16 protein-coding genes are annotated in these 19,503 nt (G+C 61.8%); 5 read left to right on the top strand and 11 right to left on the bottom strand.

Annotated features, from left to right (window positions below; genetic code table 11):
• The first annotated feature begins 14 nt into the window (after window positions 1-14).
• On the top strand, window positions 15-674 hold the full coding sequence (locus CQ007_RS02065; RefSeq protein ID WP_105643241.1) for a TetR/AcrR family transcriptional regulator: 660 nt from the start codon (window positions 15-17) through the stop codon (window positions 672-674).
• Here the strand turns inward: CQ007_RS02065 and CQ007_RS02070 are convergent.
• The gene (locus CQ007_RS02070) at window positions 652-1,032 is read right to left on the bottom strand and encodes a LysR substrate-binding domain-containing protein (protein WP_256582164.1); all 381 of its coding nucleotides are present in this window, start codon (window positions 1,030-1,032) and stop codon (window positions 652-654) included. The genes CQ007_RS02065 and CQ007_RS02070 overlap by 23 nt on opposite strands.
• A 173-nt stretch (window positions 1,033-1,205) precedes the next feature.
• A complete protein-coding gene (locus CQ007_RS02075; RefSeq protein ID WP_105643243.1) occupies window positions 1,206-1,997 on the bottom strand; it encodes an enoyl-CoA hydratase family protein in 792 nt (263 codons plus the stop codon).
• Between the two features lie 626 nt (window positions 1,998-2,623).
• Here CQ007_RS02075 and CQ007_RS02080 point away from each other — a divergent pair.
• Window positions 2,624-4,048 (top strand): MFS transporter, encoded by a 1,425-nt coding sequence (locus tag CQ007_RS02080; protein WP_218278808.1) that lies wholly within the window; start codon window positions 2,624-2,626, stop codon window positions 4,046-4,048.
• A gap of 294 nt (window positions 4,049-4,342) precedes the next feature.
• Here CQ007_RS02080 and CQ007_RS02085 read toward each other — a convergent pair whose 3' ends face one another.
• From CQ007_RS02085 to urtA, 9 genes are all read right to left on the bottom strand, one after another.
• Window positions 4,343-4,711 (bottom strand): FmdB family zinc ribbon protein, encoded by a 369-nt coding sequence (locus tag CQ007_RS02085; protein WP_105643245.1) that lies wholly within the window; start codon window positions 4,709-4,711, stop codon window positions 4,343-4,345.
• A 6-nt stretch (window positions 4,712-4,717) separates the two neighbouring features.
• On the bottom strand, window positions 4,718-5,950 hold the full coding sequence (fmdA, locus tag CQ007_RS02090) for a formamidase (protein ID WP_105643246.1): 1,233 nt from the start codon (window positions 5,948-5,950) through the stop codon (window positions 4,718-4,720).
• A gap of 105 nt (window positions 5,951-6,055) precedes the next feature.
• Complete coding sequence (locus CQ007_RS02095) at window positions 6,056-7,108, bottom strand: AAA family ATPase (RefSeq protein ID WP_105643247.1); 1,053 nt, start codon at window positions 7,106-7,108, stop codon at window positions 6,056-6,058.
• Window positions 7,109-7,240: 132 nt separating this feature from the next.
• Complete coding sequence (locus tag CQ007_RS02100; RefSeq protein WP_105643248.1) at window positions 7,241-8,287, bottom strand: aliphatic amidase; 1,047 nt, start codon at window positions 8,285-8,287, stop codon at window positions 7,241-7,243.
• Window positions 8,288-8,324: 37 nt separating this feature from the next.
• Window positions 8,325-9,014 carry an urea ABC transporter ATP-binding subunit UrtE gene (gene urtE / locus CQ007_RS02105; protein ID WP_105643249.1) on the bottom strand — a complete coding sequence of 230 codons (690 nt, stop codon included), beginning with the start codon at window positions 9,012-9,014 and terminating at the stop codon, window positions 8,325-8,327.
• A gap of 12 nt (window positions 9,015-9,026) precedes the next feature.
• Entirely contained in the window at window positions 9,027-9,776 is a 750-nt protein-coding gene (urtD, locus tag CQ007_RS02110) for an urea ABC transporter ATP-binding protein UrtD (RefSeq protein ID WP_105643250.1), read from the bottom strand.
• The gene (urtC, locus tag CQ007_RS02115) at window positions 9,773-10,945 is read right to left on the bottom strand and encodes an urea ABC transporter permease subunit UrtC (protein ID WP_105643251.1); all 1,173 of its coding nucleotides are present in this window, start codon (window positions 10,943-10,945) and stop codon (window positions 9,773-9,775) included. Before urtC ends, urtD begins: the two co-directional genes overlap by 4 nt.
• A gap of 13 nt (window positions 10,946-10,958) precedes the next feature.
• The gene (urtB, locus tag CQ007_RS02120) at window positions 10,959-11,885 is read right to left on the bottom strand and encodes an urea ABC transporter permease subunit UrtB (protein ID WP_105643252.1); all 927 of its coding nucleotides are present in this window, start codon (window positions 11,883-11,885) and stop codon (window positions 10,959-10,961) included.
• Window positions 11,886-11,969: 84 nt separating this feature from the next.
• Window positions 11,970-13,160 (bottom strand): urea ABC transporter substrate-binding protein, encoded by a 1,191-nt coding sequence (urtA, locus tag CQ007_RS02125; protein WP_235833889.1) that lies wholly within the window; start codon window positions 13,158-13,160, stop codon window positions 11,970-11,972.
• A gap of 432 nt (window positions 13,161-13,592) precedes the next feature.
• On the opposite strand from urtA, the gene CQ007_RS02130 reads away from it, so the two are divergent.
• From CQ007_RS02130 to CQ007_RS02140, 3 genes are all read left to right on the top strand, one after another.
• A complete protein-coding gene (locus tag CQ007_RS02130; protein ID WP_105643254.1) occupies window positions 13,593-16,964 on the top strand; it encodes an ATP-binding protein in 3,372 nt (1,123 codons plus the stop codon).
• Window positions 16,951-17,868: a response regulator transcription factor gene (locus tag CQ007_RS02135; protein WP_105643255.1), complete on the top strand. Its 918-nt coding sequence runs from the start codon at window positions 16,951-16,953 to the stop codon at window positions 17,866-17,868. Before CQ007_RS02130 ends, CQ007_RS02135 begins: the two co-directional genes overlap by 14 nt.
• Window positions 17,869-18,121: 253 nt before the next feature.
• Window positions 18,122-19,465 carry an MFS transporter gene (locus CQ007_RS02140; RefSeq protein ID WP_105643256.1) on the top strand — a complete coding sequence of 448 codons (1,344 nt, stop codon included), beginning with the start codon at window positions 18,122-18,124 and terminating at the stop codon, window positions 19,463-19,465.
• The last annotated feature ends 38 nt before the right edge of the window (window positions 19,466-19,503 follow it).

The raw sequence follows: 19,503 nt of genomic DNA on the forward strand, positions 1-19,503 counted from the left end.
GGAAAGTGTGGTAAATGGCAAAGTCACCCAAAAATAGCAATATTTCCCAGCGGCGCAAAACAGCCCTGAATGATGGTGGGGCGAAATACAAAGCAAAGAGGGACGAATTGATTCGTGTCGCGGCGGACCTTTTCAAGGAAAAAGGCTATCAGACGACAACACTCAATGATATTGCCAGCCATGCCGGGATGGATCGTGCCAGTGTCTACTATTATGTAGGAAACAAGGAAGAGTTCTTCCGCGATGCGGTAAAAGGCGGCGTAGAGCAGAACGCAGAGAAAGTAGAACAGGTACTGGCCCGCAAGGATATCAGCACACAGGATAAGCTGGAGCAGTTGGTCAAGCTGCTAATGAAGTCCTACAGCGACAGTTATCCTTATATGTACCTGTATATACAGGAAGAAATGCACAAGATCGCGGATGCCAAAACCCCTTGGGCACAAGAGATGCTGGACAAAACCAAGGGCTTTGAACGAGCAGTATTGGCGCTGATCAAGGAAGGCATCGAGGAGGGTAGTTTTCGCAACGATATCGCCGCGACGCTAGCAGCCAACACTATCTTCGGTATGCTCAACTGGACGTACCGTTGGTATACACCCAACAGTAAATACAGCGCTGAAGAAGTGGCAGAGGCCTTCTGCAAGATTTTCTTTACCGGTCTCCAAAAAGGGTAGTGGCTTCCTGTTGGGAGGTTTGAGTATCGAGTTGTCCCAGAGTATCGGTAAGCGCCTGAGCGGCGAAGAATAACTCATGATCAGCTTTGGTCAGGATGCCGATAGGTCGTTCTAGCACCGGGCTTGTCAATGGAATGCAGCGGGCACCTAGTTTAGGCATCTGCTGAATGCATAGGGCGGGCACCACGCTCACGCCCAGGCCGCTAGCTACCATGCGGCCTGCGGTCGCCAACTGGTGGGTCTCCATTGGTACGTCCAGTTTCTTCCCTCCGATGCTCAAGCTGTCCTCCAGCACGACGCGAACGCTGGACGGCTTTGCAAAGTGATAAAAGGGTAGGGTAGTAAATTTTCCCAGCAAACCTTCGCATTCCGCCAGAGGGGATGTTTCCGGTCGGAACACTGATCGACATGATCTCGACTGGCCCGGACCGTAACGAAACGTCAGATTTTCTGATCTTCATCTGAACCACCGGGACAGGCATTGAAATCTGTCCCGGCGGCTCAAGACTGCAGTGTGCTATCCGCGAGCAATCAAAACCGCGCCGCGCGCTTTTCCTTGAAGGCTGCGATTCCTTCAGCAGCTTCCGCGCCACCCAGCGCAATCGCCATCAATTGCTTCTCACGTTCCAGCTGCCGCTCGAACGCCTCACGATCCGGCCCATCCAGCAACTCCAGAATTGCTGCCTGCGACTCCCTCGGTCCCTCGGCCAACTGCTGCCCCATCTCCAGTGCCATCTGCAACGCCGTGCCCGGCGCCACCACCCGATTGACCACCCCGGCCGCGGCAAAGCGCTCCACCGGCAACCGCCCACCGAACAGCGCCACTTCCGCTGCCAACTGGTGCGGCAACGACTGCGCCAGGAACGCCGAACCACCACCATCCGGCACCAGCCCGGCTTTGACATAGGCCATCGACACATAGCTACCCTGCGCCGCCACAATCAGATCAGCGGCAAAAGCCAACGAAGCCCCCGCCCCAGCGGCACCGCCCTCAATGGCGGCAATCACTGGCTTGGGGCAGAACTTCAGCTTGCGCACCAGGCTGTGCAGACGCTCGATCAGGTTCGCCCGCTCCTCGACCGGCAACGCCGCACGGGTCGCCAGTGACTCCAGGTCACCGCCAGAACAGAAGAAATTGCCCGCGCCGGTCAGCACGATATTGGCGATCGCCGGATCGGCCAGCGCTTCGTCCAAATACCGTTCCATCAGCACATACATTGCGGTTTCCAACGCATTGCGCTTGTCCGGGCGGTTGAGGACCAGCACACGGGTGGCGCCATGGGTTTCGGCCAGAACGATGTCGGCGCTGGTTTTCAGGGTCATGGGACTTCCTTGATGCTTGAACCTTTTGGGGGAGGGCACTGGCCCGCAGGTTTGTGACTGAATGCAGATAGTGTGTTGCGGGAAGCTGGCTCTGTCCATTGGGTAGAGCCTGTCAGAAGGGACGTGAATGATGGGTCAATTCCAGTTCGAGGAGGCTGGTCATGACTGGCAGAAATCGGCCAAAAGCAGTCGTCTGAATTGTCAGCGTATCTTCCTCGACTGAGTTTCAGCTACGTGCTGCTCAAGTTATGCCATTTGCTTATGGACGGGTATTCAAAAGGGCCGTTTGGCTCGACCATGCCTGGCCGTTCCGCTGCTACGCCGTAATATCAAGCGTCGCGGTGACTCTTATAAGCCTGAGTCCTGGCATTCGCTCGCGGCTGCATATTACTCGCGACAAAACTTAACAATTCTGCGCGCCACCGTACCCCCACTATGCCGATATAGTGGCAAGGTTCGTCTAGTCGGATAGGGGCTTTCAACTGTTCTTAAGGCCAGGCAGACACCGTCAGGAGTGGGTAATAGCAGCGTGCGATTACAGCCCGCATCGACTTATAACAACAAACCTAGAAGGCGTATTGTCCATGAGACCCATCACTGCCAGAGAGGGGGGAGCCCAAGGCCACTTGGCCGGCTACGGCTCCAAGGCGTACCGCAATTATGTGCTCTTCGCGCTGACATTTATTTACATCTTGAATTTCGTCGATCGCGCCCTGCTAGCGGTCGTCGGCCCCGACCTGGTACCGGACCTCGGGATTACAGACACCCAGTTCGGGCTTCTCACCGGCTTCGGTTTCGCCTTGCTCTACACCGCCGTGGGCATCCCGCTAGCGCGCTTTGCCGATGTCGCCAATCGCGTGTGGATCATGACCGTCTGCGTGGCCTTGTGGTCGCTGATGACAGCGCTTTGCGGCCTGGCGACCGAAGTCACCATCGGCTCGGTCACCATAGGCGCGTTCTGGATTCTGCTGATGTGTCGCGTCGGTGTGGGTATTGGTGAAGCCGGCTGTACGCCGCCGGCCAACTCCCTGATCGCGGACTATTTCATCCCGCGTGAACGGTCCCAGGCACTGGGCTTCTACGCCATGGGCGTAACGCTCGGCACCATGTTCGCCAACCTCGTCGGCGGCTGGGTCACCGACGTGTTCGACTGGCGCACCGCCTTCTTCGTCGTCGGTTTGCCGGGCTTGCTGGTCGCCCTTGTTTTCAAACTCACGGTCAAAGAGCCGCCGCGAGGCTACACCGATCCGCCGGAAACCGCGAAAAAGGAGCGAGCCAGCCTGGGCGAGGCTATCCACGAGCTGATGGGTAAGCCTGCTTTCTGGATGATGACCGCCGGCGCCACCATTGCCGCGTTCTGCGGTTACGGTATCTCCTCGTTCCAGTCGCTCTTTCTGGTCCGCACCTACGAAATTACCGCCGGTCAGGCTGCGATCTGGATCAACACACCGGTCGCCCTGTCCGCCGCCGTTGGCACCTTCGCCACCGGTTGGCTAGCGACCAGGATTTACAAGAAGCACCCGGGCGCCATCGCCTGGGTACCGGCGGTAGGCCTGACACTGTCGATTCCCTTTTATATCTTCGCCTTCACCACCGACAATCTGCTCTACGCTGCAATCGGCCTGATCATCGGCGGCTTTGTGAAGTACGGCTACCTAGCCGCTCAGTACACGATCGGCCAGGGCGTGGTAAGCATGCGTGTGCGCGCAATGGCCACGGCGGTGATGCTGCTTCTCGTCAACCTGATTGGCTACGGCTTCGGCCCGCTGTTCATTGGCGCAATCTCCGACATCTTCTTCAAGTCCGGTATCGCCGATCTCGGCGTAGCGGCTGGTGAACTGGCACGAAACCAGTGCCACCCCGCCGTGATCGGTCAACTGAACCAGAGTCTGCAGGACGTCTGTGGACAGGTCTACGCGCAAAGCCTGCAATCCTCCATGGTCATAATGGCCTGCCTGTACGCTGCCAGCGCTCTGTGCTTCCTGCTGACCTGGACCCGATTGGGCAAGGATATGGTGGACAGAGAGGTGCAAAAAACGGTCACGCCATAAATGACTAGAGGGCGCATTGCGCCCTCTCTTTTGCGCCTAAAGGAGCGTCATGGAGTGATTGGGGTCCGATGGACCTTAACGTTTCTGGTCCTCTCTTCGTTCAACCCATTTCCCTGGCTTGATCGATCGCCGGTTCGGTAGAAACTATCGTCTGACGTCGATGTCGTGCGATGTCATTCAGGTAGTTGGGGCCTGCGGATCAGTCCGATTGCGGCCGTCTAACCTCGCGCATACCCTCCAAAAACACCAAGGCCCTGCATCGCAGGGCCTTGGTTCACAAGCGAAACCTCAAACTCAATGACTAATCATCCACGGCCTAGCCGAAGGAAACATCTTCTCCCCGTTGGCCGTCCAGAACAACTTGGACTTACCCAGTTTCTGATGCGCGCAACCGCAGCCCTTGCCGTGTTTGTGCTCATGCCGGGCCTGTTCTTCGGCGCGGTAGTCGGGCGTGGACAGGATCGGGCTGTGCATGGCCTGTTCGTTGCGGTCGCGGGCCTTGCGTTCGCTGTCGTCTACCTTGAACAGGTGGCTTGGCAGCAGGATCACCTTGGCTGACATCACGCCGCACTGCGGGCAGGGCTGCGGTTTGTCGAACTCGTCCATGGTCGCCAGGGCGTGGAACAGGCCATGATCCTGGCATTTGTAGTCGTACAAGGGCATGTGCGGTTACTCCTTGTCTTTCGACAGCGGTACGTCCATTCCCCCGGTCACCTTCTTCTCGGGTCCGTTGGCGTTGGGGTTGATGTCGAAGTCGAAGATGCCGGTTGGCAGCCACAGGGTGGCGCAGGCGTTGGGCACGTCGACCACGCCGCTGATATGGCCTTCCACCGGCGCGCAGCCGAGCAGGGCGTAGCCCTGGGCCGGGGTGTAGCCGAACTTGGTCAGGTATTCAATGGCGTTGAGGCAGGCCTGGCGGTAGGCGATGTGTACGTCCAGGTAGTGCTGCTTGCCTTGCTCGTCGACCGAGATGCCTTCGAAGATCACGTAGTCGTCGTAGCGCGGTTTGATCGGGCTGGGCTTGAAGATCGGGTTCTTGATGCCGTACTTGGCCATGCCGTCCTTGATCAGGTTGACCCGCAGGTGAATCCAGCCGGCCATTTCGATGGCGCCGCAGAAGGTGATTTCACCGTCGCCCTGGCTGAAGTGCAGGTCGCCGACCGACAGGCCGCCGCCTTTGACGTAAACCGGGAAGTAGACCTTGGAACCGCGCGACAGGTCCTTGATGTCGCAGTTGCCGCCATGCTCGCGCGGTGGCACGGTGCGGGCGCCTTCGGCGGCGGCCTTGGCCTTTTCTTCGCCGGTCAGGCGGCCCATGTGCGCGGTTTCGGCGTAGGGCAGGTTGGCCAGGCCGGGTATACGCTCGGGATCGGTTTCGAATAGTTCCTTTTCCCGTTTGTTCCACTCTTCGAGCATTTCCCGGGAGGGCAGGCAGCCGATCAGGCCGGGGTGGATCAGGCCGGGGAATTCGACGTTGGGCACATGGCGTGATTTGGTGAACATGCCGTTGAAGTCCCAGATGGATTTTTGCGCATCCGGGAAGTGCTCGGTCAGGAAGCCGCCGCCATTGGTCTTGGCGAAGAAGCCATTGAAGCCCCACTGGCTTTCGGCGAAGGTGCCGATGTCGAGGATGTCCACTTCCAGCAGGTCGCCGGGCTCACAGCCTTCGACGCCGATCGGGCCGGAGAGGAAATGCACCTGGGTCAGGTCGACGTCGCGCACGTCGTCGGCGCTGTCGTTGTTGGCGATCTGGCCGCCGGTCCAGTCATAGCATTCGAGAATGAAGTCGTCGCCGGGCTTGACCGTGGCCACCAGCGGGATGTCCGGGTGCCAGCGGTTGTGGACCATGTCGTTTTCGTAGGGGGGCTTGCTCAGGTCGATCTTGATAATGGTGTCAGCCATTGTCACAGCTCCTTGGGGCAGATGGGGTCAGGGTTGAAAACCTCGTTGTCACTATCGGGCAAGGGCAGGGAGGCGACCATTCGTGAAATGACACCCCCGCCTACGTCATTTGACGTAGGCATCATCAAGCGCCTGGACCTGGATGCCGCCGGCCATCTGCTCGGCGCTGAAACGCCGGGCTTCGGGTTCGTCCAGCAGGGCGCAGGCCAGGGCCGGGGCCAGTTCGTGGCGTACCCGGCGCGCCAGGTCGCGGGCGCCGAAACGCGGGTCGTAGTCGCGGCACAGCCAGCGGCGCGCTTCGGCGGTGACTTCGAGACTGGCCTGGTGCGGCTCCAGGCGCTTGTGCAGTTTCACCAGTTCCAGTTCCAGCAGCACATCGGCCTGGTCCGCCGGCAGCCGCTGGTAGTGCAGGATATGGTCGATGCGATTGATGAATTCCGGGTCGAAACGCTGGTGCAGGGCCTGCTCCAGTATCTGCTGCTCGCGGCCGCTGTGCGGTTGCAGCAGGCGCCGCCAGCCGTGGCGGAAACGCCCGTGGTAACGGGCCAGCTCGGCGGCGCCGAGGTTGCTGGTGAGGAAGATCAGGCTGTTGCGGAAGTCGATCTGGCGGTTGCCCGCCGGCAGGGTCAGCAGGCCGGCGTCCAGTACGTTGAGCAGGCTGCGGATGACCTCCGGGCTGGCCTTTTCCAGTTCGTCGAACAGCACGATGCCGGGCTTGCTGTAGCTGCCGCGGATCTTGTCGGCATCGAACAGGGTGTGGCCTTCCTTGCTGCCGACGTAGCCCGGCGGCGCGCCGGTCAGGGCCGAGGCGTAGTGTTCCTGGCTGAGGGTGTTCATGTCGATCCGGCACAGGGCGTCCATGCTGCCGTGGATGGCCTCGGCCAGCGCCCTGACGGTTTCGGTCTTGCCGGTGCCGGTGGGGCCCATCAGCAGGCAGACCCCCAGCGGGCGCTGTGGCGGGCAGATGTCCGCGCGCACCACCCGCAGCAGGCCGCCAAGGGCGGCCAGGGCGTCATCCTGGCCGATGATGCGCCCGGCCAGCCGCGCCATGATCTGGTCGGGGTCAAACAGGAAGCGGGTCTGGCGCAGGCCGGTTTTTAGCGAGCGCTGGGCCAGCAGGTCATGGTTGGCGGCGATGCGTTCATTGGCGAAGGGCATGGGCTTGTCCTTGTCTGTGGTAGCGAATGGATTGCCACGGCCTTCGGCCTCGCAATGACGGAGAACGGGAGTCTGGCACCGGCGTAATGCCCCGTCATCGCGAGGCCGAAGGCCGTGGCGATCCAGCGCAGCTCAGGCGCCCGCGCCTTTCTCCCTGCCTTCCACCGGCAGTTCGCCGACCGGGCACTCGGCCACGCCCACGGTGCTGCGGGTGATGGCTTCGACCTGCTCGCGGGCTTTCTCGGCATCCATCACCCAGGTGCGGTAGAAGTCGAACGGGCAGTCGGCCACGCCCCTGTCGCCATCGCCGGAGTTGTACATGCCGGTGTAGCCACGGTGCAGCAGCTTGAACAGGTGGTTCTGCGACTGGTCGTTGGCGCGCGCGTCGCGGATCTGCGAGATCGACAGCTGGGCGTACTGGATGCCCATGTCCTCTTCGCCGCACTCGCCCAGGGTGCGGCCATCGAAGCCGATGATCGCCGAGTGGCCAAAGTAGGAGTAGACCCCGTCGAAGCCGCTGGCGTTGGCCACCGCCACATAGCAGTTGTTGGCCCAGGCCATGCTCTTGGCCATCATCACCTGCTGGTCCTTGGCCGGGTACATGTAGCCCTGGCAACGGACGATCAGCTCGGCGCCCTTCATCGCGCAGTCGCGCCAGATTTCCGGGTAGTTGCCGTCGTCGCAGATGATCAGGCTGATCTTCATGCCCTTGGGCCCTTCGCTGACGTAGGTGGTGTCGCCGGGATACCAGCCTTCGATCGGGCACCAGGGAATGCATTTGCGGTATTTCTGGACGATCTCGCCCTCGCTGTTGATCAGCACCAGGGTGTTGTAGGGCGCCTTGTGCGGGTGTTCCTCGTGGCGCTCGCCGGTCAGCGAGAACACGCCCCAGGTGTTGGCGTCGCGGCAGGCCTGGGCGAAGATCGCGGTTTCGTCGCCGGGGATGCTGGCGGCGGTGGCCATCATTTCGTCGTTGTCGTACATGATGCCCATGGTGCTGTATTCCGGGAACACCACCAGGTCCATGCCCGGCAGGCCGAGCTTCATGCCGCGGATCATGTCGGCGATCTGGTGCGCGTTCTCCAGCACCTGCTCGCGGGTATGCAGGCGCGGCATCTTGTAATTGACGACGGCAACACCGACGGTATCGTTACTGCTTGATATGTCACCATGACGCATGGCGTTCTCCTGTTTGCTGAGATTGTTGGATGGCTGTCTACACGGCCAGGTAGGAGGCGACCTTGGCCTCGTCGACCGTGGCGCGCAGCTCCTCGTGGACGATCTCGCCCTTCTCTATCACCAGGATGCGGTCGGCGATGTCGAGGGCGAACTTGAGTACCTGCTCGGAGACGATGATCGACAGGCCGCGCTGGTCGCGGATGGTCTTGAGGGTGCGGGCCATGTCACTGATGATCGACGGCTGGATGCCCTCGGTCGGCTCGTCGAGCAGCAGCAGTTTGGGATCGCTGGCCAATGCCCTGGCAATGGCCAGTTGTTGCTGCTGCCCGCCGGACAGGTTGCCGCCGCGCCGCGAGCGCATTTCCAGCAGCACCGGAAACAGGTCGTAGAGGTCGCTCGGCACGCTGCGCCGTCCGGTCACGGTGAGGCCGGTCTCGATGTTTTCCCGTACGGTCATGGTCGAGAAGATCATCCGCCCCTGGGGCACGAAGCCGAACCCGGCCTTGACCCGCTCGTGGCTCTTGAGCCCGGTGATTTCCTTGCCGTCCAGGTTGACGCTGCCGCCCTGGCTGGGGATCACCCCCATCAGCGATTTCATCAGCGTGGTCTTGCCCATACCGTTACGGCCCATGATGGCGACGATTTCGTTCTTGCCGACGCTGAAATTCATCTTGCGCAGGATCTCGCTCTGCCCATAGGCCACTGAATAATCGGATACGTTCAACATGTGCTGCTCCTCTCAATGTCCCAGGTAGACTTCGATGACCTTGGGGTCGGCCTTGACCTTCTCCGGCGAGCCCTCGGCGAGGATCTTGCCCTGATGCAGCACGGTGACCTTGTCGGCGATCTCGGCGACGAACTGCATGTCGTGCTCGATCACGATCATGGTGTGCTCCTTGGCGATTTCCCTGAGCAGGATGGCGGTCTGCTGGCGTTCGGTGACCGACATGCCGGCCACCGGCTCGTCGAGCATCAGCAGCTCCGGTTTCTGGATCAGCAGCATGCCGATCTCCAGCCATTGCTTCTGGCCATGGCTTAGCAGGTCGGCCTGGGTGTTCAGGTGTTCGGAGAGGAAGATGCGCCCGGCGACTTCCTCGATCCGCGCGATCACTTCCGCGTCGCGCTTGAACGCCAGGCTGCCGAACACCCCGCGCCCGCTGGGATAGGAAATCTCCAGGTTCTCGAACACCGTCAGGTCGGTATAGATCGAGGGGTTCTGGAACTTGCGCCCGACCCCGGCCTTGACAATCTGGTGTTCCTTGAGCCGGGTCAGCTCGCGGTTGCGGAAGCGGATCGAGCCATCGGTAGCCCTGGTGCGGCCGCAGATCAGGTCGAGCACCGTGGTCTTGCCGGCGCCGTTGGGGCCGATGATCACGCGGATTTCGTTCTGGTCGACGTAGAAGCTCAGGTCGTTGACCGCCTTGAAGCCATCGAAGGACACCGTCAGGCCTTCCACGGCGAGGATGAAATCGGTATTGGATCCGCTCATGGGGTGGCTCCCTGGCTGTTGGGTTCAAGGGGCGGCTGAATGGGCTGCGCCTGGTCCGACGGGGTCTGCTTGCCGAAGATCCGGTCCAGCAACCGATCGACGTGCGGGCCTACGTAAATGGCATACAGGCCGGCGATACCGTTGGGCAGGCCGAGTACCACACCGATGAAGATCAGGCCCATGGCGAACAGCCACAGCTCGGGGAAGTTCTCACCGAACACGGTCTTCGCCACGCTGACCAGCAGTACGCCGTAGACCGCGCCGATGATCGACAGCCGGCCGCCGACGGCGCAGAAGATGACCATTTCGATCGACGGCACCACACCGACGAAGCTCGGCGACATGAAGCCTTCCTGCAGGGTGAACATGGCCCCGCCGATGCCGGCGAAGGCGGCGCCGATGCAGAACACGAAGATCTTGAAGTTGGCGATGTCGTAGCCGGAAAACCGCACCCGGTCCTCCTGCCCGCGCATGGCCACCAGAATGCGCCCGGTCTTGCAGCGGCGAATGTACTGGGCGATCAGCAGGCAGGCGAACAGCAGCGCCACGCAGACGAAGTACAGCACGTAGCTGGCCGAGTCGGTGTGGATGTTCCAGCCATTGAGGGTGCGCAGGTCGGTGATGCCGTTGACCCCACCGGTCAGGCCCTGCTGGCCGATGATCAGGATGGTCAGGATGGCGGCGATCGACTGGGTGATGATCGCAAAGTACACCCCGCCGACCCGGCGCTTGAACATCGCCAGACCGATCAGGTAGGCGACGATCATCGGCACCACGACCACCGCCAGAATACTGAAAGTCAGGCTGTAGAAGGGTTCCCAGAACCACGGCAGCTCGGTGATGCGGTTCCAGTCCATGAAGTCGGGAATACCCGGTGTGGTCTGGATGCGGGTGTTCTCCGGGGTCGAGGCCTCCAGCTTGAGGTACATGGCCAGGGCGTAGCCGCCCAGACCGTAGAACACCCCCTGGCCGAGACTGAGAATCCCGCCGTAACCCCAGCACAGCACCAGGCCGACGGCGACGAAGGCGAAGCTGAGGAACTTGCCGGTCTGGTTCAGACGCATCACATCGAGCGTCAGCGGCAGTATCACCAGCAGCAGCAGCGCCAGTACCACGAAGGCGAGCAGGTCCTGGCGCGGCATGTAGTCCTTGAATGATGAGAATGGCATGTGGGTACTCCTCCTAGCGCCGTACTTTCAGACTGAACAGACCCTGCGGCCTGAACATCAGGATGATCACCACCACCAGCAGGGTGAGAACCTTGGCCATCGAGCCGCCCATGAAGAACTCGAGGATCGATTGCGACTGGGAAATGCTGAAGGCCGAGGCCACGGTGCCGAGCAGGCTGCCGGCGCCGCCGAATACCACCACCAGGAAAGTATCGACGATGTACAGCTGGCCGGAACTCGGGCCGGTGGAACCGATCATGGTGAAGGCGCTGCCGGCGACCCCGGCGATGCCGCAACCGAGGGCGAAGGTCAGGCGGTCGACCCGCGCGGTATTGATGCCCACCGCGCCGGCCATGGGGCGGTTCTGCACCACGGCACGCACCTGTTTGCCCCAGCGCGAGCGGTACATCAGGGCGGCGACGAACAGCGTGGCGAGGACCGCCAGGGCCATGACGAACAGGCCGTTGATCGGCACCTCGATCATGTCGGTGAGTTGATAGGAGCCCATCAGCCAGTCGGGGATCACCACGCCGACCTCACGGGCGCCGAAGATCGAGCGATAGGTCTGCTGCATGATCAGGCTCAGGCCCCAGGTCGCCAGCAGGGTGTCCAGCGGGCGGTGATAGAGGAAGCGGATCATGCTCCATTCGACCAGGGCTCCGAGTAGCGCTGCGGCGAAGAAGGCGAAGACGATGGCGAACAGGAAATACGAGCCGAACAGTTGGGGAAAGTGGCTGGCGAACAGGTTGGAGGTCATGTAGGTGACGTAGGCACCGAGAATCATGAACTCCCCGTGCGCCATATTGATGACCCCCATCTGGCCGAAGATGATGGCCAGGCCCAGGGCCATGAGAACAAAGACCGCAAACAGAATCAGACCGGCAAACCCCTGCATGGCAAAGATCGCGGACAGCTCGGCGGCAGAGAAATCAGAGAACATGGTCCTTCCTCCGGCGATATGAACAGGGATGGCGGCACCGGTGGTGCCAGACCCGCACCCCGAAGGGTGCGGGCCGGGGCGCGGTTACTGGTAACCGGCGGGGAACGGATCGGGCTCCATCAACTCTTCGGTCTCGTGGACAACCTTGAACTGACCATTACGCTGGGCGTGGCCGATGCGGCCCTTGGACCACAGGTGATGGTTTTCATGGATACGCACGTAGCCTTCAGGCGCGGTGTTCAGCTCGATATCCGGTGAGGCGGCACGCACCTTGTCGACATCGAAGGAACCGGCGGCTTCGACCGCGGCTTTCCACAGCCAGGGCCCGAGGTAGGCAGCCTGGGTCACGTCACCGATAACGGCATCGGCACCCCAGCGCTCCTTGAAGGCCTTGACGAAGGCTTCGTTGTTCTCGTTCGGCAGGCTCTGGAAGTACTTCATCGAGGCATAGGCACCTTCGATGTTCTCGCCACCGATACCGAGGATTTCATCCTCTGTCACCGAGATGGTCAGCAGGGAGAAGTCTTCCTTGGTCATGTCCAGGCCAGCGGCCTTGAGCTGGCGGTAGAAGGCCACGTTGGAGCCACCGACCACCGAGGCGAAGATCACATCCGGCTTGCGCAGGCGGATACGGTTGATCACCGAGTTGAAGCTGGTGTGACCGAGCGGGAAGTAGTCCTCGCCGACCACCTGGCCACCCAGATGCTGTTCGATGTGGGTACGGGCGATCTTGTTCGAGGTCCGTGGCCAGATGTAGTCCGAGCCGATCAGGTAGAAGGTCTTGGCACCCTTGTCCTCGGCTACCCAGTCCAATCCGGCCAATACCTGCTGGGTGGCTTCCTGGCCGGTGTAGATGACGTTGGGCGACTGCTCCAGGCCCTCATAGAAGGTCGGATAGTAGAGCATGCCGTTGTAGCGCTCGAAGATCGGTAGTACCGCCTTGCGTGAGGCTGAGGTCCAGCAGCCGAACACTGCGGCTACCTTGTCCTGGCGCAGCAGCTTGTTGGAACGGTCGGCGAAGGTTGGCCAGTCGCTGGCGCCGTCTTCCTGGATATATTCGATCTTGCGCCCCAGCACACCACCCATGGCGTTGATCTGTTCGATGGCGAGAATTTCCGCCTGTACCGAGCCTTCCTCACTGATCGCCATGGTGCCGGTGATAGAGTGCAGAATGCCGACCTTCACCGTGTTGTCGGTGACCGCCAGGCCGGTGGTATTGACCTCGGCGGTGGCGGGTGCCGCAGCTTGCACTGCCATTGGCATGCTCGCCATCATTACTGCGGCGGTGATCGCCGTGACAGTGGTGGAGAGAAACTTGCGGCGTGTCTGCTTGAATGGCCTGGAGTCGTTGGAGTGATCCATAGATGCTTCCTCGTTAACGGTTGAATCCTTCTGAATGGCTGTCACCGGTGGCAGCGCCGGCGACATCCACAGCGCCCACGTCTCGCATTCTGCGTAGCCTTCTCCAAACTGCCCATGCGACAAATACCCCAGCCGCCTACGTCATTTGACGCATGGCTGATACCGGCAAACAGGGGTAGGAGGAGCAGGATGCAGCGCGCTGGCATATATCTGGCATAGGTATGGGAAAGAGCGCTGGATTCCGGCCGGGGAGGGCGGATTCCAGGCTTGTCCAGATCGAGCATGCACCACGAAGGTGCAGGCCAGTAGGCCAGTGTCACCCGATCTGGCATCAAGGGGAGCAGCATGACCGCCAGACAACACATCTTCCGTGTGCGGCGCAGTTACAACCAGTGGGTGGCCAACGAGACGCTGGAGGATTACGCCCTGCGCTTCACCGCCAAGAGCGCCCGGCGCTGGTCGGGGGCGAAGGTGGCGGGTACCGCGCTGGGGGCGATTTCATTCCTCGCGCTGGAGGCCATCGGCGGCGCCATTACCCTGCACTACGGTTTCAACAATGCGCTGGCGGCGATACTGGCGGTGTGCACGGTGATCTTTCTCACCGCCATCCCGATCAGCTACTACGCCGCCCGCTACGGCGTCGACAGCGATCTGCTGACCCGCGGCGCGGGGTTCGGCTATATCGGTTCGACCATCACCTCGGTGATCTATGCCAGCTTCACCTTCATCTTCTTCGCCCTGGAAGCGGTGATCATGGCCATGGCCCTGGAACTGCTGTTCGGGGTACCGCTGGCGGCCGGCTATATTCTCTGCGCGGTGGTGATCATCCCGCTGGTTACCCACGGCATCACCCTGATCAGCCGCTTTCAGCTATGGACCCAGCCGTTGTGGCTGGTACTGCAACTGCTACCGTTCGTGTTCATCATCTACCTGAACGTCAGCGCGGTGGAGGATTGGACCAGCTTCGCCGGCACCGAGCCCGGCAGCGGGCCGGACAATGGCGTCAGCCTGCTGATGTTCGGCGCGGCGGCGGCGGTGATGTTCGCGCTGATGGCGCAGATCGGCGAGCAGGTCGATTTTCTGCGTTTTGTCCCTGAGCCCAAAGAGGGCCGGCGCCTGCGCTGGTGGGCGGCGGTCATGGCGGGCGGCCCCGGCTGGGTACTGCTTGGTGCGCTCAAGCTGCTGGCCGGCTCGTTCCTCGCGGTACTGGCGCTCAACCACGCCATCCCCCTGGAGGAAGCCGCCGACCCCACGCGCATGTACATGGTCGCCTTCGGCTACCTGACCAGCTCACCGCAGGTGGCGCTGGCGCTGGCCGGCATCTTCGTCATCATCTGCCAGGTCAAGATCAACGTCACCAATGCCTATGCCGGCTCCATCGCCTGGTCCAACTTCTTCTCGCGGCTGACCCACAGTCATCCCGGCCGGGTGGTGTGGCTGGTGTTCAACGTCAGCATCGCCCTGCTGGTGATGGAGCTGGGCGTCTACCGCGCGCTGGAGGAAACCCTCGGTTACTACGGCATCATCGCCACCGCCTGGGCCGGCGCCCTGGTGGCCGACCTGGTGATCAACAAGCCGCTGGGGCTGTCGCCACCACATATCGAATTCAAGCGCGCGCACCTGCATGACATCAATCCGGTCGGTGTCGGCGCCATGCTGCTGGCGACCCTGATCGGCATGCTCTGTTTTACCGGCACCTTCGGCGAGGTGCCGCGGGCCCTGGCGCATTTCATCGCGCTGGGCACCGCGCTGCTGACCGCGCCGCTGATCGCCTGGTGGACCAAGGGCCGCTATTACCTGGCGCGCCAGGTGATCCGCATCCAGCCGGACAGCGACGGCCGGCTGGCCTGCTGCATCTGCGAGAACCGCTTCGAGACCGAGGACATCACCCACTGCCCGGCCTATGGCGGGCATATCTGCTCGCTGTGCTGCTCGCTGGATGCGCGCTGCGGCGATTACTGCAAACCGGGCGCCGACTATGCCGCCCAGCTGCGCCGCCTGTTGCGCCTGCTGCTGCCGGAGCGGCTGATGCCGCGGGTCGGCTCGCGGGTCGGGCATTTTCTCGGGCTGTTGCTGCTGATCAACGGCCTGACCGCGCTGATGCTGTCACTGATCTACTACCAGACGCCGTTCATCGATGCCGACACCCAGGCCCAGGCGCTGCTGGGCACCACCCTGTGGAAGGTGTTCTTCATCCTGCTGATCATCACCGGGGTGATCAGTTGGCTGTTCGTGCTGGCCCATGAAAGCCGGCGGGTGGCGCAGGAGGAGTCGAACCGGCAGAACCGTCTGCTGCTGGAGGAAATCGGGGCCCACAAGGTAACCGACCGCGCCCTGCAGGAGGCCAAGGAGCATGCTGAGGCGGCCAACCAGGCCAAGAGCCGCTACCTGACCGGTATCAGCCACGAACTGCGTTCGCCGCTCAATGCGGTGCTCGGCTACGCCCAGCTGCTGGAGCAGGACCCGCAGATTCCCGAACAGCGCCGGCCGGCGCTGACGGTGATCCGTCGCAGCGGCGAGTATCTGGCCGACCTGATCGAGGGGCTGCTGGACATCTCCAAGATCGAGGCCGGCCGGCTCGAATTGAACCTGAGCGAGGTACGCATCGACCTGCTGCTCGATCAACTGGTCAACATGTTCCGTCTGCAGGCCGAGGACAAGGGGCTGGCCTTCCACTTCGACTGTCCGGACCGCTTGCCGCGCTGGGTGCGTACCGATGAAAAGCGCCTGCGTCAGATCCTCATCAACCTGCTGTCCAACGCCATCAAGTACACCGAGCGTGGCGGGCTCAGCCTGACCGTCGGCTACCGCAGCGGGGTCGCCGAGTTCACCGTCAAGGATACCGGCGAAGGCATCCGCGACGAGGATTTCGAACGCATCTTCCAGCCCTTCGAACGGGTGCGCAACCCCGGCTCCACCGCCTTCGGCACCGGCCTGGGGCTGACCATCACCAAGTTGCTGTGCGACATCATGGGCGGCGATATCAGCGTCCAGAGCACGCCGGGGCAGGGCAGCCAGTTCAAGGTCGCCCTGCTGCTGTCCAGTACCCGTGGTGAAGGCCGCGGTGAGCTGCCGGCCAGCCAGCCGCCACGGGGCTATGCTGGTGAGCCCAGGCGCATTCTGGTGATTGACGACGAGGACTCGCACCGCCAGTTGATGAACAGCCTGCTCACACCGCTTGGCTTTCAGGTCACCACCCTGGCCAACCCGCTGCTGGCCGTCGAGCTGGTGCGCAGTCAGCGTGTCGACCTGATCCTGCTCGATCTGAACATGCCCGGCATGGACGGCTGGAGTCTGCTGCAACAGCTGCGTGGGCAGGGTTGCAAGGCGCCGGTCATCATTCTCTCGGCCGATGCCGCCGATGGCGGCCAGTTGCAGCAGTCAGCGTTGCACGATGGTTATTTCATCAAGCCGGTGCCACTCAATCCGTTGCTGGAACAGATCGGCCAGTTGCTCGAATTGCACTGGCATCATGCAAGCGCTGCGCCCCAACCGGAGCTCATCGCCTCCACTGCCGCGCCGCCGGTCACCCGGCAGCAGTTGCGCGGGCTGGCCGAAATTGGCCACCGCAAGGGACTGCTCGAGGCGCTGTACCAGTTGCGTGAGCAGGATGCCGAACATGCCGCCTTCTACAGCGAGTTGATCCGCCTGGCTGACGCCTTCCAGTTCGACGCCATACGCCAGCGCCTTCAGGTAAACGACCATGAATACCCGTAACCGTATCAGCGATACCGTACTGATCGTCGATGATGCGCTCGATAGCATCCGCATGCTCAACGACGTGCTGGAAAACGCCGGCATGACCGTGCTGGTGGCTCTGGAAGGCGCCCAGGCGCTCAATATCAGCCGCAATATCACCCCCGACATCGTGCTGCTCGATGCGCTGATGCCGAACATGGATGGTTTCGAAACCTGCCGCCAGCTCAAGCGCAATCCCGCGCTGGCGGACGTGCCGATCATCTTCATGACCGGGCTGAGCGACACCGAGCATGTGGTCATGGGCCTGAACGCTGGCGGTGTCGACTACGTCACCAAGCCGATCAACCCGGATGAGCTGATCGCCCGCATGCAGGTGCACCTGGCCAACGCCCGCATCGCCCAGAGCGCCCGCCAGGCGCTGGACCAGACCGGCCAGTATCTGTTTGCGGTAGATCAGGGCGGGCAGATGCTGTGGGCCACGCCACAGGTGCATCAGCGGCTGCATCAGGCCGGTTATGGCCAGGCCGACGATCTGGCGGTGCTGGCTGACGAGCTGGGCATCTGGCTGAGCCACCAGCCGCAACCCGGCCATCATCTGGCGCCACAACGCGCCGGTGCGGACGGACCATCGATCGAGTTTCTGGCCCGCGTTTCCGCCCAGGAAAATCTGCTGCGCCTGATAGATGACCCGCGCAGTTCGGATGCCAGTGGTCGTCTGCGTGAAGCCCTTGGCCTGACCGGTCGTGAAGCCGACGTCATGCTGTGGATCGCCAATGGCAAGACCAACCGCGAGATCGGCCAGATCCTCGACATGAGCCCGCGCACGGTGAACAAGCATCTGGAGCAGGTATTTCGCAAGCTCGGCGTGGAGAACCGCACGGCGGCGGCTGCCGCTGCGATCAGGTGTCTGGCGCGGTTCTGAGCCTGAAGTAGAGCCTCCACTGTCCAAACCGGTCAGGCAAATCGATCTTTCCGAACATTGATCACCGAGCCCGCCGCTCTACTATGGATGACATTCAGGTGCCGCTCGCCCCGCACAGGGGCGCGTCATCCAGCGCGACACAATCATCGCTATTCGACGCACTGCCTCCAGCGGTTGAGGCGGCAGGCGCGTGCACCTGAAAAAAAGGGCCTACAGGCCCAACAACAAGAACAAGATAAAGGAAGTACAACTTATGCAATCGGTGAACGTGTACGAGCTTACAGGCAAGTCGAAATTCAACCGTTTCCACGGACTCATTCTGTTCTGGTGTGTGCTCATCCTGATAATCGACGGCTATGATCTGGCCGTGGTAGGGGCCGCGCTGCCTGCGATCATGGACGATATGGGCGTCGATGCCACCAGCGCCGGGATCATGGCCGGTTCGGCGCTCCTCGGTACCATGTTGGGTGCCATGTTCCTCGGGACGCTGGCCGACCGCATAGGCCGGCCGAAGATGATCGCGATCTGCGTGGCGCTGTTCAGCCTGTTCACCGCAGCCTCGGGCCTGACCAGTGACCCGGTCAGCTTCAGTATTACGCGTTTTCTCGCCGGCCTGGGCATCGGTGGGGTGCTGCCGGTGATGACCGCGCAGATGAGCGAATTTTCCCCCGCCAAGTTGCGCGCACGACTGGTAACCCTGGTGTTTGCCGGTTATTCCGTGGGCGGCATCCTGGTCGCCTTGACTGGCAAGCAACTGATCGAAAGCCATGGTTGGCAGTCGGTATTCTATATGGCCGGCCTGCCGGTGCTGCTGATTCCCTTCATTCTCAAGAGCATGCCCGAGTCGATGACCTTCCTGCTCAAGAAAGGCCGTCAGCAAGAGCTGCGGACGATTGTGCAGAAGATCGAGCCGCAACTGGCCGTCACCCCGCAAACGGTCTTCGTCGGGCTGGATGCAACGGCGGCCAAGCAGGATACGCCGGTGCGCAATCTGTTCCGCGAAGGCCGTGGTTTCAGCACGGTCATGATCTGGACCGCCTTCATGACCGGCCTGTTCATGGTCTATGCCCTTAATTCCTGGCTGACCAAGCTGATGGCCATGGCCGGTTTCAGCCTCGGTTCGGCGCTGAACTTCGTGATCGTGTTCAACATCGGTGCCATCGTCGGCGCGGTCGGCGGTGGCTGGCTCAGCGACCGGCTGAATATCAAGCATGTACTGGTGGTCTTCTATCTGGTCGGTGCCGTGGCCCTCACCGCACTGGGCTATACCCGCTCCACCGGCCTGCTGTTCGTCATGGTGTTCATCGTTGGTGCCTCGACGCTGGGTACCCAACTGCTGGCCTATGCCTACGCCGGCGACTTCTATCCGCTGTCGATCCGCTCCACCGGCGTCGGTTTCGCCTCGGGGGTAGGGCGCATCGGAGCCATAGTGGCGCCCATCCTGATCGGCTGGCTGGTATCGCTGAGCCTGCCGCTGGAACACAACTTCATGGCCATCGCCGTGGCCGGGGTGCTGGGTGCCATGGCCGTGACCATGGTCAACCAGTCACGTTCCGACTCCGCACGGGTACGGGAAGCGACAGCCCTGAGTAACTGACCGCAACAATTCACAGGTTTGCGCCCCGGTGGGGTGTC

This window comes from Pseudomonas sp. MYb185 (assembly GCF_002979975.1).
Taxonomy (GTDB): domain Bacteria; phylum Pseudomonadota; class Gammaproteobacteria; order Pseudomonadales; family Pseudomonadaceae; genus Halopseudomonas.